The organism is Arthrobacter glacialis (assembly GCF_002909415.1).
In the GTDB taxonomy this organism is placed as follows: Bacteria; Actinomycetota; Actinomycetes; order Actinomycetales; family Micrococcaceae; genus Specibacter; species Specibacter glacialis.
Map to the genome: position 1 here is coordinate 1 of NZ_PPXB01000016.1, position 13,264 is coordinate 13,264.

Below are 13,264 nucleotides of genomic sequence, written 5' to 3' on the forward strand. Positions count from 1 at the left end.
GGGAGGGCCGCCCGGTGGGGGTCAGCGCGGTAGATGGCTCGCCGTCACGCTGGGCTTGCAGGGCCCACGTTTCCAAGGTTTGAAACAAGGCCAGGGCGGGTGTGGCGGGCAGGATGGCGCCCAGTTTTGCCATGCCGTCGGGCAGTGGGGTGAACCAGACCCTTCTTTGCGCGCGGGCCCTGTGAAAACGTTCGGTCAGGGATTCAGGGTTGTGCTTTTGTGCCAATCGCCGGATCTTGCGGGTCAGTCCGGCCGGATTCATCCGGGATGCCCCGGTCAGGAACAGCGGTTCCAGGACCGGGAAGAGGTCCTCGGGGACGTTTTCCAGGCCGCGACGGATGGCGTGGATCCGGGTCTGATCCAGCAGTCCTTCCCTGAACAGTGTCCCGGTGGATGGCAACGCTGCCAACGTTGCGGCGTCATCGAGGCGATGCTGGGCAGTGCCCGCACTGATCGCGTACACGGCCATGAGTTCCCCTGCGGCCCACAGTGACACTTCGGGGTCACGGCCTCCGCAAGTTTCCTCGTTGATGGGCGGGCGGCGGGTAGCGAACTCGGCCAGTGCCTCCATCTCCCTGGCCTGGGCAAACGCCGCCAATCGGTTCGCCGCGTGTAGGTAGTCCAGCAAGTCGTTATCGCTCAACGTGTCCGGCTCCAGCCGTGTCAACGCCTCAGCGCCGGTGGCCGGTGTCCATGTCACGCCTGCAGGATTGTTCTTTCTTGGCGCCTTTGGATGGTCTGGAACCGAGGCCCTGATCACTTGCACCAGGGAATCTGCCTCAAGGCCAGGCAATGAAAGCAGTTGACCCGCGGAACTACCTGGGCCGCTCCCGGCTACACCCGCGGAACTCCCCGCGCCGCTCCCGGCGACATCGCCTGGGGCGCCCGCGGAGCCGCCGTCGCCGTCAAGCGTCTGGACCAGCGTGGCCCATTCATCCGCCGAGATCGTCCGGGATGGGCCCACCCACGTCACGTTTTTCATGTGGGGGTCATCGGCGAAAGGGTCACTGGCCATCAGCCTGGCGAACTCGGCATCCGCACATCCGCCGTCAGCGGCCTCCGACCAGTGGTCGGGAGCCTGATCCAGAAACGGCTGTCCGGCAGGGGTGGAAACCCTGTTGCTGCCGGGCCAATTGGCGGTGCCCATACTCCAATTTTAGGCGCTGAACGACTTCAAGGGAAGACTTTTTAGAATATATGTTCCAGAAGATTTCTTCCCGCTCGAGAAGCCCGGGGAAGCGCCGTTGGAGATATCCGGGCTTCTTACAACCCGGTGGGATCAGTGTTGGCACCGCATAGAATGACGGCAACGCGTTCGCCCGCAGCCGGCACATACGCCCCAGAGGCCAGGGCCGCATAGGCCGCGGCTGCGCCGTGCTCCAGAACCATGCGATAGTTCTCCCACAGGAACGTCCTTGCTGCGCTGATGCTCTCGTCGCTGACCAGCACGCTCTGAACGCCTGTCCGCACGGCCACCTCGAAGCCGATGTCGCCAATGCTGCGAGCCCCCAAAGAATCAGCGGCAATGCCTGAAACGGCAACATCCACGGGCTGGCCTGCTGCCAGCGCCGCGTTCAGGCTTGGCGCGTTGTCGGGCTCCACGGCAACAATTGTTGCGTGACCCTCCAGTGCCGCAGCGATCCCTGCCATCAGGCCGCCCCCGCCCACGGCCACGAGGACAGTGTCCATGCTGCCCAGTTGCTCCAGCAATTCAAGGCCAATGGTGCCGGCGCCGGCGGCAATCTCTAGTTGGTCGTAGGCGTGGCAGTACACGGCACCCTTTTCCGTGGCAAACGCGATGGCAGCCTCATACGCTTCAGCGTATTCGGCGCCTTGTTGCACCACGGTGGCGCCAGCCTTGCGCAGTTTGGCAACCTTCACCGCCGGAGCACTCAACGGGACATAAACGGTGGCGGGCACGCCCACGGTGGAAGCCGCGTAGGCATTGGCCAGCCCGGCATTGCCCCCGGAGGCCACCACTATGCCCACCGCCGGGTTAAGTTCGCCCCGCTCCTGGCAACCAATCACGCGATTGAAAGCCCCACGAGCCTTGAAGGTGCCTGTGTGCTGGAGAAACTCGCACTTGAGCCAGACATCGCCGGGGGAGTGGTCGGCATCCACTTTGAGCACCGGCGTCCGGCGAACCAGCCCATCGATGCGGAGGGCTGCCTGGTCAACATCTGCACGGGTGATCATTCAAGAGCTCTCTTTGCTGGCGTAAGGATTTACCCAAGGCTATAGCTGGCGGTGAAATGGAGTCCAACTTTGCCCATACCGAGAGATCCTTCCAGGCAGACGGACTAGGCTGGATCAATGACTATTGACTCCACTTTGATCCACGATCTGCCGCAGCACACAGTGCGCCGCGCGGTCGTCTCCGCCATGGCAAACAATGTCTATTTGATCACCGCCAAATCCACTGGTGCCCAAGTTCTCATTGATGCCGCGGATGATCTGCCCGCCATCAATTCACTCCTGCACGACGGCGCCGCGGACTCCAGTGGCCCCACGACGCTGGCCATGATTGCCACCACCCACCAGCATTGGGACCATGTGCGCGCCTTGGCCGCATTGGTGGCCCAGACGGGTGCCCCGACAGCTGCCGGAGCCCAGGATGCTGCCGGGATTGCTTCTGAATGCGGCGTTACCACTGACCACGCCGTGGGCGACGGCGGCAAACTGGCGGTAAACGGCATTGAGCTGGCAACAGTGCATCTGCGCGGCCACACACCCGGTTCCATCGCCTATGTTCTCCGCAGTGGTTCGGGCGAGCAGGAAAGTACGCTGATCTTCAGCGGCGACTCCTTGTTCCCAGGTGGTGTTGGCAATACTGAGCAGGATCCGCAGCGCTTCGCGCAACTTCTCGATGACGTGCAGGAGCGGCTCTTTACGAACTATGGAGACGACGCCATAGTGCTGCCCGGCCACGGTGACGCGACCACCTTGGGCGCCGAACGGCCATCACTGGCTGACTGGCGCGAACGCGGCTGGTAACTGCGCCGAAAGTATGGCCTGCGCCTCACAACTAGCGTTGCGCACTTATGGCCGCTTAAGCTGGAGTCATGTACTTTATTGTTGTGAAATTTCAGGTCCAGCCCGAATCCGCCGAGGAGTTCATGGACCTGGTTGGTCCCTACACGGAATCCACCCGCGCCGAGCCGGGCAATCTCTGGTTCGACTGGTCACGAAGCGTTGACGATCCCAACGAGTTTGTCCTGGTGGAAGCATTCCTGGACGACGACGCTGCCGGCGCCCACGTCTCCAGCGACCACTTCAAGTCCGGTCTTGACGCCATGCGCCCCGTCTTGGTCGCGACGCCCAAGATCGTCTCGCGCAAGGTGGACGGCGACTCCTGGGATGCCATGGGCGAGCTGCAGATCGACTAATACACATGCCCGCCACGGCCGCCATGGGGTATCCAAGCGGCCCCTTCAGCCTTGACACACTGGGGCAGGGACTGGTTTTTGCCCAGTCCCTGCCCCAGCTGGCGCACGTCCTGGCCCTTTCGCAGCCGGACGGTGCCGTTGCCGTGGTCCAGGCCCCGCCCGGGACAGGAAAAACCACCTTGGTGCCGCCCCTGGTGGCCAATGTGCTCAGCCACGGCCAGGCAGGGCAGCGGATCCTCGTTACCCAGCCCAGGCGGGTGGCAGCACGGTCGGCGGCAAGGCGGCTCGCCACCCTGGATGGCAGCACGCTCGGCACCAAGGTGGGCTACACCGTGCGCGGTGAGAACCACACGAGCCACGAAACAATCATCGAATTCCTCACCCCCGGAATTCTCCTGCGCCGCCTGCTGCGTGACCCCGGGCTGGAAGGGGTGTCCGCCGTCGTGCTGGATGAGGTCCACGAACGCGGCCTGGAAACCGACCTCCTGCTGGGCATGCTGGCAGAAGTGCGGGCGCTGCGCGGCGATCTGACCCTGCTGGCCATGTCAGCAACCCTCAACGCCCAGCGGTTTTCCCGCCTGCTGGCGGACGACGCCGGGTCCCCGGCTCCTGTGATCGACTGCCCCTCCGCGCTGTACCCCCTAGAGGTTGACTGGGCGCCGGCGTCGATGTCCCGGGTGGATGAGCGCGGCATTTCCCGGGCATTCCTGGATCATGTGGCCGACACGGCCGCTGCAGCGCATGCGGCAGCCGTGGCCGGCAATCCCGCAGTGGATGCACTGGTCTTTGCTCCCGGTGCGTGGGAAGTGGGCCACATTGCCCAACGTCTGCGGGCTGCCTGTGCCGGTACGGAAATTCTTGAATTGCATGGCCAGGTGCCGGCACGCGAGCAGGACAAGGCAGTTTCGGCCAGGGTGCCGGGCGGATTGCCGCGCATCATTGTTTCGACGTCCCTGGCCGAGTCCTCGTTGACGGTTCCCGGCGTGCGCCTGGTGATTGATTCGGGTTTGTCGCGGGAGCCGCGCAGGGATGCCGCCCGCGGCATGACCGGCTTGGTGACAGTGACCTCTTCGCGCGCCTCGGCGGAGCAGCGCGCAGGACGTGCGGCCCGTCTTGGACCGGGCAAAGTGGTGCGCTGCTACGAACAAAAAACGTTTGCGGCAGCCCCGGCCCACCCCACGCCTGAGATCGCCGTGGCCGACCTCAGCACCGCTGCCCTGCTCCTGGCCTGTTGGGGCGCTCCGGCAGGGCAAGGTTTGTTGCTCCCGGACGCTCCACCAGTGGCGGCCATGAACGCAGCCGTTGAGATTTTGACTGAATTGGGTGCCTTGGATGCCCAGGGCCATGCAACAGCGCTTGGAAAGACACTGGCAGCCATCCCCGCCGAGCCGCGCCTGGCCAGGGCACTGCTCGACGGCGCGGCCATGGTAGGCCCCAAACCGGCCGCCGAGATTGTTGGCGTCGTGGCAGGGGACAGCAGGGCGCAGGGCGCGGATCTCACCGCGCTGCTGAGCTCACTGCGTGCCGGCCGCGACCCCGGCGCACGCCGCTGGGGCCAGGAAGTGCGCCGGCTGGAACAGCTTGCGCGCAAGAATGCCGCACCCAACGTCCGCACTGGTGCCACGACAGTTGATGCGCCGGACGTTGTGGGGTTCGTGGTGGGGCTGGCCTTCCCGGACAGGGTCGCACGGCTGGTGGCCAACGCCGCGGGCCACCAATATTTACTGTCCTCCGGCACCCGTGCGGGGCTGCCAGCGGGAAGCGCCCTGGCCGGACACGAGTGGTTGGCTGTGGCAGATGTGGCCCGCGCCCAGGGGCGTGACGCCGCAGGCACCGGGGCCATCATCCGCGCCGCTGCTCCCTTGAGTCAAGAAATCGCCGAGCAGGTGTCCGCCCACCTGTTGCGGGATTCCGTGGTGGCGCAGTTCGTCAACGGCAAGGTCACCGCCCGCCGGGAGCGGCGGCTGGGAGCCATTGTGCTCTCCTCAACACCCGTCAAGGCATCCGCCGCACAGGGGCGTGACGCCGTGGCTGCCGCGCTGGCGCGCGAGGGTGTGGGAATGCTGTCCTGGAGCGCTCCGGCCGACGCATTGCGGCGCAGACTGGCCTTGCTGCATCGTGAGCTGGGTGAGCCGTGGCCGGATGTCAGCGACGCCGCCCTCCTGGCCAGACTGCAGGATTGGCTGGGACCGGAACTCGAATCCGTGGCGGCTGGAAGCGCGCTGTCTGCACTTTCTCTAACCGATCCGCTGCGACGCCTCCTGCCATGGCCGCAGGCTTCACAGCTGGGGGAGTTGGTGCCGGAGACACTTGCCGTTCCCAGCGGTTCACGGATCAGGATTGACTACCCGGACGTCTCCAGCGACGGCCCTCCCGTGGTGGCCGTGAAATTGCAGGAATGCTTTGGGCTGGCCCAAACACCGCTCCTGGTCAATGGCCGCGTGCGGGTGCTCTTCCACTTGCTCTCACCTGCCCGGCAGCCGCTTGCCGTGACGGATGACCTGCAGTCATTCTGGTCCGGTCCCTACGCCCAGGTCCGGGCACAGATGCGTGGGCGTTACCCCAAGCATCCGTGGCCCGAGGACCCCTGGAGCGCACCTGCCACGGCAAGGGTGAAAAGCCGGATGTGATCGCTTGCGCTCCCACGGCAGAACCTCAAGGCAGGACGTCCACGGTCTCGGTGCGCTCCTGGATTGATTGGCTCTCCCAGGAACGCTTGAGCTCAAACAGCAATTCCATGCGTCCGGGCTCACCGGCCATGAAATGGAATTTCTGTGTTCCGGGGGACGGTATCGGTGCAGGATCGGCAAGTTGCGAATCCGGGGCAAAGGACTTGTCCACAAGCTCCAGCCCGGCCGGCACCCCGGCCACCGACCATTGATAGCCGGTGGCCGGGGTGGCGGGGAACTCAACACTGAACATCTCGCCTGCCCGGACTGTGATCACCACTCAACTCTCCTCCGTGGCAGGCTCATGTCAAGGGCCGCATCTTGCCTAGTTCAGGATCAGGCATACCACTTGTGCCACATGGCAGAATCCGTGCCTTCCACGAAGCAGTCGAGCCGGCCGGGCGCCCAGGTGGACACCCCGGTTCCGGAGGACAGCAGCCCGCCAAGGTTTTCCTCACCGCTCCAGGACCCGTCCCACCACTTATGCATCATGTTGAAGCCGGCGCCGGGGTAGAACATGTCAATCCGGTCCGGTCCCCAGGAGGCTGCGGAGAGGTCACCGCCAACGTAGCCGCCCAGAGCTTCCCAGCCGCTCCATCCGGCCCCTGCCCAGTACTGGTGGTACAGCTGGCTGTCGGTGCCCTTGACAAAGGTGTCGAGCCGGTTGTCGCCCCATGAAGCAACGGCAGGGGCGGAATCGCACACCCCGCCCAAGCTTTCCCAACCTCCCCAGTTGCTGCCATCCCACCACAGGTGCCACATGGCCGAGTCCATGCCGCGGGCAAAGACGTCAATGCGGTTGGGGCCCCACGAAACTGCTGCGGGGTCGGAGGACAGCAAGCCGCCAAGGGCTTCCCAACCGCTCCAACCACCGTCGAACCACTTGTGGTAAAGCTGGTGGTCGGTGCCCACCACAAACATGTCCAGCCGCCCGGATTCCCAGGAGCAGATGGCCGGGCCGCTCTGGCAGCCGCCGCCCAGCGATTCCCAGCCGTTCCAACTTGAGCCGTCCCACCACCTATGCCAGATGGCGGAGTCGGTGCCGCGGGCCACGGCGTCGATCCTGTTGGGTCCCCAGGAGACGGCACTGGGCTTGGAGGTGATGATTCCGCCCAGAGACTCCCAACCGCTCCAGCCGTGGCTGGGCGGAAGCTGCACACCCTGGGCGGTGGAGAAGGCGTATACGTCAAAGTTGCACTGACCGTAGGCGATCTTGAAGTAGCCCGACATGCCCCACCCGGTTCCCCAGGAGTTCTTCACCAGCCAGCACTGCTCGGATTCGGAGTAGCCGATTACCTCAACGCAGTGCCCGCCAACGTAGTTGCCCGTGACGTGCTGGTACACGCCCGTGGCGTAACTGTAGAAGTCGTCGTAGACGTCGAAGGATGCGGCGCACGGGCCGGTGCTGTCCAGGTAGCTCTTGCGCTCGTTGATGTCACCGATCAGGCCGTGGTTGGTGATGGAGACCTGGCTGTCGGCCCGGTTTGGGGTGGGCCGCACATACGGCTTCCAAAGATTGGTGGCCGGGTCGATCACAGGTGGACTGTCAAAGGCGCTCGAGTACGGCAGGGCCGTCTCGCTGACCTGCCCCCGGGCCTGCAACTGTGCCATGCAGGCATGGGAATTCCAGCCGCCGCAGGACGGGCCATGGCTGGAATTGAAATGTGAATCGGCCTCGGACAGGTCAAGGAGCTGACCGTGCTCAATGGAGGCCATGGACTCAACCACCGCAGTGCACGCAAACGATACGCAGGAACCGCAATACTGCTGGTCCCGCACAGCAGTGACGTGGTTGCCGTTCTTGTTGCGCCAGTCAACTTCCGGGGCAAAGGCCCTGGCTGCCAGTCCGGCGGCTTCCTGAGGTCCTGCCGCGCGCATGGCGACGTCGGCCGGGGTGAAAATGACGCCCAATAGGGCCCTCTTGGCCTCGTCGCTCAGCAGCGACTGAGGCGTGATGCGGGGACTCCAACGAGCCTCTGCCGAGGTAAGGGTTGCCGATAGTTCGTGAATATCCAAAGTGGCCATGGTGGTGCCCTCCGTGAGCGCGCGGCCCTCCCACACGGACCGCTCAGTGCATGGGTTCCGTCATCAAGAAATTGTGGGTGGGGCGCCCCGCAGGCCACCTCGCCGGGCCTCCCGTTTCTTCCACCAGGAGCCCCGCCCGCACGCAAATCATTCAACACATTCAACACTGCAAATGCTAGATCTGCGCTACGGGCGGGGCTATGCTACCGGCCAGTGTTTAGCCAAAAGGACAAGGTGGGTGTCAGTCGCCCTAGGAGGTGCCCTTCCTTGTCGCCTGCCGCCACTCATTTGAGGCCAAATGCGAACTGGCTTGGGCGCCCACCTGAGCCATTCCGCCGTCGACCTCCCAGCTGGCTCCCGTCACATAGCTGGCCGCAGGGGAGGCCAGGAAAGTGACGACGCCGGCTATCTCCTCCGCGGTCCCGGCATGTCCCAGCGGAATGCCTGGACGCGGAATCTGGTGAGGGTGCCGCAGCTCGGAGTCAGGCAGATGAGTGGCGATTTCACCTGGTGCCACCGTGTTCACGGTGATCCCGTGCCCGGACAGTTCCACGGCCAGTGTCTTGGCGAGTCCGTTGAGGCCGTACTTGGAGGCACAGTAAGCCCCGAAGCCAAACCTTGGCTGGTGGGCGTGGATGCTGGTGATCACCACAATCCGCCCACCGGAACCGCCGGCAATCAACAGTTTCGCAGCGGCCTGCAGACAGAGGAAAGCGCCGTTGAGGTTGATGTCCAGTATCCGCTGCCAGTCCTCATACTCGGTGTCCACCACCGAGCTGAGCAGCCCCACGCCAACGTTGTTGACAAAGACTCCCAGTGATCCGAGCTCCGTGGCCAGCTTTTCCACGGCAGGGGCGCAGCTGGGAAGGTCGCTGGTGTCCAGCCATAACAAGGCTGCGCGCCGACCCAGCTCCTCGATGCTCGCAGCGGTGTCCCTGGCACCCGCCTCATCGTCATGCCAGGTGAAGCCCACATCGAAGCCGTCCCGAGCCAAGGCGATCGCTATGGCTTTGCCAATGCCGCGATCGGCACCGGTGACTATGGCCGTTTTGGGGTAAGTGGAAACTGTTCCAGAGCCCGTCACAGCCGCTCTTACTTTGCCTTGTTGGCGGCTGAGCGTTCGGTCTTGGCGCCAGCGGTGAGGAGGTCGCCGTCGTCGTCCTCGAGATGGGCGCGCATGAACCACTGGAACAGTTCCAGCTTGGCGCATTGGCCAATGAGCATGTCCTCGGTGATGGGGTCCAGCTCGGCAACGTCGGCCAGGGTTTTGCGGTGGCTGGAGAGGAAGCCCTTGTACACCACATCCAGGGCAGCAAGGTGCGCCGCGGTACCGGCCCGAGCAATGGCGTAGTCATCCCACGATCGGGCCTCGACCAAGGCTCCGGGCAAACCGTTGGGGGAGACACCCAAGGTGGCGATGCGTTCGGCGGTTTCATCCACCATGGCACGGACCACGTCAATTTGGGGATCCAGCATCTCGTGCACGCTGATGAAGTCCCTGCCCACCACATTCCAATGTGCGTGCTTGAGCGTCAGCTGGAGGTCGTTGAGGGCGTGGAGCCTTGATTGGAGCAATGAGCCCACCTTGTGGCCATCCTGAAGTGATAAGCCAGGAACCGTGTATCCCGCGTGAGCTGTCCTCTTAACAACCATGTGAAACTCCTTCGTATCAACGCTCTGGTTAGCTGTTTCCTTGTTTCGCAGGACCGGAACGTGCCCGATCTGCTCTCACGGTAACCACATCTTCGAAGAAGGTCTAGAGGTGTCCGGCACCAGTTCACCCGGAACACCCACGTTCCGGGAGTTGTTCCCGTGCAGCCGCGTGTCACAGGTGGATAGTTTCTGATGGCGGGGCGCGCCCACTAGCGCAAGGCAAGGGCCGCCGTCGCACTTCCTTATTGGAGCACTCCTTTAATGGAGCACAGCGGCGGCCCTTCTACGGTTTATTCGAAACGGCTGGGATCTCCCATGCCGCGCCGGACAACTTCGGCATAGCCGCTGGAAAAGTCAACAACTGTTGTTGGCTCGGCGCCAACATCACCGGCGTCGATCACGGCGTCCAGCACGTGGTCCAGCGTCTCCTTGATTTCCCAGCCCTGCGTCAGCGGCTCCTGTTCATCAGGCAGCAGCAGGGTGCTGGAGAGCATGGGCTCGCCCAACTCTGCCAGAATGGCCTGGATCAGGCTGCTGTCGGGGATGCGCACGCCAACAGTCTTCTTTTTCGGGTGGGCCAGGCGTTTGGGTACTTCCTTGGTGGCCGGGAGGATGAAGGTGTACGGCCCGGGCGTGACGGCCTTGATGCTGCGGAAGATGTCATTATCCACCATGACAAATTGCCCCAGCTGTGCAAAGTCCTTGCAGACAAGGGTGAAGTGGTGTTTGCTGTCCAGTCGGCGAATGGACCGGATCCGATCCAGAGCCTCGCGGTTGCCCAGCTGTGCACCCAGCGCGTAGCAGGAATCGGTGGGGTAGGCGATGAGCCCGCCGGATTGCAGGATGGCCACGATCTGGCTGACCGAACGCGGCTGGGGATCGTCTGGATGAATGTCGAAGAATTTTGCCATGAAATGAGCATACGACTCCCGCACGCTCCCTGGGGCCATTGTGCCACTTCACTGTGACGTGCACCGGAGTGCTGCCCTGCTTCCAGCGGTTTCGGGGTGCCACGTCCAGCTAACTCCCATATATTGGGGGGACGCTAAAAAGGACGTATGCGCCAGGGCTGCTGCGCATCAAATGGCCCCGGCGCATGAGCACTTTAGAGGAAGGTCTTCCATGGGAGAGCGTTCACCAAGGCAGCCCAAGGCAAGCCACTATCTAGCGACTGCTGCCAACGGGGGAAGCACCACGACTTCCTCGCAACTGCTGCGGATGCTGCTGATCAGTTCAGTCATCGGGGTGATGGTGGCTGGCATGTTCGTGCCCGCGGCAGCTTTTGCCAAGGTGGCTGTGGCCGGTGTCAACGATTTTTTGACCACTGTTCCGAGCTCGATGGACTTTCAGGCACCCGCGCAGGCAACCACAATGCTCGCCTCCGACGGTTCCACGATTGCCACCCTGTACGCCCAAGACAGGAAGGTCGTGGATTTTGACAGCATGTCGCCCTTCATCAAGGACGGCGTGGTTGCCATTGAGGACGCCAGGTTCTACGAGCACGGCGGGGTGGATCCCACAGGCATTGTCAGGGCCCTGGTCGCCACCATCAATGGCGGGCGCCAAGGTGCCTCAACCATCACCCAGCAGTACGTCAACAACATGTTGATCGAACAGCTGGTGGCGGATGGGAAGACTGATGAAGCCAAGCTGGGCATGGAAAAGACGGTGGCCGACAAGGTCACCGAAATTCAGCTGGCCATTGGGCTGGAAAAGAAGTTGTCCAAGGATGAGATCTTGGCCGGGTACCTGAACATCATTTACTTTGGCAACGGAGCCTACGGCATTGAAGCTGCCGCGAAACTGTACTTCAACACCACGGCCAAGGATCTTACCCTCCCACAGGCCGCAGCCTTGGCTGGGGTGGTCAACCGGCCCACCTACTACGACCCCATCACCCAGCCGGAGAATGTTGTCACCCGGCGCAACGCAGTTCTTGCCAAGTTGTTGGATCAGAATAAGATCAGCCAGGCGGACCATGACGCTGCCGTCCAGGCGCCCCTGGACCTGCATGTAACCACCAGCTCTCAGGGTTGTGCCGCAGCCACCGCCGCCTATTTCTGCGACTATGTGCAGCAGCTTTTTCTCAACGACCCGGCCTACGGTGCCACCCTGGAGGAGCGGACCAAGGTGCTCTACCAGGGCGGCCTGACCCTGCAAACCACGTTGGATTCAGCCCTGCAAAAGGTGGCCCAGGAGCAAGCCACCGCCACCATGAGTGCCACCGACCCGCTGCAGCGTGGTGCGGCGATTGTCAGTGTGCAGCCGGGGACGGGCAAGGTCCTGACCATGGCGCAAAACACCGTGTACAATCCGGCCGAGGCGCCCGGGAACTACATGGGAAATTTTGCCGTTCCGGTCAATGACGCCAATGGCCAGCCGCTCCATGGTGCCGGTGGTTTCCCTGTCGGTTCAACCTTCAAGCCGTTTGTGTTCGCTGAATGGCTCAACAGCGGCCATTCCATGATGACCTCCATCAATGGCGCCGTCCGGCGCTACCCCAGCGGTTACCCGTGGACCAATTCCTGCGGAACCACCACGGGAAACTATGATCCTGCTGCAGGGACCATCCTGCTACCCAATGATGACCCCAACCATTACTACCCCATGAGCGCCTACGAAGGGCTCTACAATTCCATCAACACCGTCACCTTTCAAACCGCCGCAGCCCTGGACTTTTGCAACATCCAAAAAATGGCAACAGCAGCCGGGGTGAAAGACGGAGGGACCAACAAACCCTATGACCTTTCCAGCATTGCCAACTTGCTCGGCACCAAGAATGTGGCTCCCTTGGACATGGCAACGGCGTTTGCCACCTTCGCCAGCGGGGGTACGCGCTGCAACCCCATTGCCTTGACGGCCATCACTGGAGCCAACGGAACCAAGTACCCTGTCCCCGCCGCGGACTGCAAGCGAACCATCAGTGCCGACGTGGCGGCCGGGGTGACCTACGCACTGCGCAGCGTCCTGCAGCGCGGCTCCGGCTGGAACATCCCCCTGGACGACAAGAACAACTCCTTCGCCAAAACCGGTACAACTGACGGCAACATTGAAACCTGGACCATTGGTGGCAATAGTGGAGTGGTTACCGCATCATTCTTTGGCAGCTACAAGGGCAACGGTGCCGAATTTGTGAACCAAGACATCGTGATCAACGGCAAGTACTACGCTGGCGTTGACGGTGCCGACCTAGCTGGCGGCCAGTGGGCAGCAGTCATGAACGCCGCAGCCGCCAACCCTGAATACACCGCTTCGGAGTTGGTGAACCCGCCAGCAGAGATGCTCGCCTCCACGGCACCCTTGGTGGCGGGGTTCAATGACCCCAAGTCCGGCGCGGAATCGTTGCCCGTAACACCTCAAGTTCCCGCGCAGCCCCAAGACCCAAGCCCCCAGGTCCCTGCGGTGCCTCAAGCAACCGTTCCGCCGCAGCCCACGACCGAGCCCGAGGCAACCCTCCCGCCCCCAGCGGCTGAACAGCCGTCAACGCCGGCACAGCCTGCGCCGTAAAAAGCCCACCTGTGGCAGCCATGG

The 13,264-nt window shown here is 63.2% G+C and carries 11 protein-coding genes; 4 read left to right on the forward strand and 7 right to left on the reverse strand.

From position 1 onward, the window contains the following. On the reverse strand, positions 1 to 1,147 hold a 1,147-nt coding region (locus tag CVS28_RS16440), incomplete at its 3' end, for a DUF222 domain-containing protein (protein WP_133159175.1). A 116-nt stretch (positions 1,148 to 1,263) separates the two neighbouring features. Next, complete coding sequence (locus CVS28_RS16445) at positions 1,264 to 2,196, reverse strand: threonine/serine dehydratase (RefSeq protein ID WP_103466795.1); 933 nt, start codon at positions 2,194 to 2,196, stop codon at positions 1,264 to 1,266. 117 nt (positions 2,197 to 2,313) lie between these two features. Between CVS28_RS16445 and CVS28_RS16450 the strand changes: the two genes are divergently transcribed. The 3 genes from CVS28_RS16450 (at position 2,314) to hrpB (ending at position 6,016) form a co-directional block, all read left to right on the forward strand. Beyond that, positions 2,314 to 2,994 (forward strand): MBL fold metallo-hydrolase, encoded by a 681-nt coding sequence (locus tag CVS28_RS16450; protein ID WP_423716417.1) that lies wholly within the window; start codon positions 2,314 to 2,316, stop codon positions 2,992 to 2,994. A gap of 68 nt (positions 2,995 to 3,062) precedes the next feature. Further along, on the forward strand, positions 3,063 to 3,386 hold the full coding sequence (locus tag CVS28_RS16455) for a putative quinol monooxygenase (RefSeq protein ID WP_103482186.1): 324 nt from the start codon (positions 3,063 to 3,065) through the stop codon (positions 3,384 to 3,386). A 5-nt stretch (positions 3,387 to 3,391) separates the two neighbouring features. Next, positions 3,392 to 6,016: an ATP-dependent helicase HrpB gene (gene hrpB / locus CVS28_RS16460; RefSeq protein ID WP_103482187.1), complete on the forward strand. Its 2,625-nt coding sequence runs from the start codon at positions 3,392 to 3,394 to the stop codon at positions 6,014 to 6,016. 25 nt (positions 6,017 to 6,041) lie between these two features. On the opposite strand, the gene CVS28_RS16465 is transcribed toward hrpB, so the two are convergent. The 5 genes from CVS28_RS16465 to CVS28_RS16485 form a co-directional block, all read right to left on the reverse strand. Next, the gene (locus CVS28_RS16465) at positions 6,042 to 6,335 is read right to left on the reverse strand and encodes a protease inhibitor I42 family protein (RefSeq protein WP_103466798.1); all 294 of its coding nucleotides are present in this window, start codon (positions 6,333 to 6,335) and stop codon (positions 6,042 to 6,044) included. A gap of 56 nt (positions 6,336 to 6,391) precedes the next feature. Beyond that, positions 6,392 to 8,080 (reverse strand): DUF8189 domain-containing protein, encoded by a 1,689-nt coding sequence (locus tag CVS28_RS16470; RefSeq protein ID WP_133159176.1) that lies wholly within the window; start codon positions 8,078 to 8,080, stop codon positions 6,392 to 6,394. Between the two features lie 250 nt (positions 8,081 to 8,330). Continuing rightward, complete coding sequence (locus CVS28_RS16475; RefSeq protein ID WP_103466800.1) at positions 8,331 to 9,164, reverse strand: SDR family oxidoreductase; 834 nt, start codon at positions 9,162 to 9,164, stop codon at positions 8,331 to 8,333. 8 nt (positions 9,165 to 9,172) lie between these two features. Then, positions 9,173 to 9,733, reverse strand: coding sequence for a Dps family protein (locus CVS28_RS16480; protein WP_103482189.1), 561 nt, complete (start codon positions 9,731 to 9,733; stop codon positions 9,173 to 9,175). Positions 9,734 to 10,023: 290 nt separating this feature from the next. Further along, positions 10,024 to 10,644, reverse strand: a complete 621-nt coding sequence (locus CVS28_RS16485; RefSeq protein ID WP_103482190.1) for an L-threonylcarbamoyladenylate synthase — start codon at positions 10,642 to 10,644, stop codon at positions 10,024 to 10,026. 211 nt (positions 10,645 to 10,855) lie between these two features. Here CVS28_RS16485 and CVS28_RS16490 point away from each other — a divergent pair, with 211 nt between their 5' ends. Then, positions 10,856 to 13,240 carry a transglycosylase domain-containing protein gene (locus CVS28_RS16490; RefSeq protein WP_243399939.1) on the forward strand — a complete coding sequence of 795 codons (2,385 nt, stop codon included), beginning with the start codon at positions 10,856 to 10,858 and terminating at the stop codon, positions 13,238 to 13,240. Positions 13,241 to 13,264: the final 24 nt, after the last annotated feature.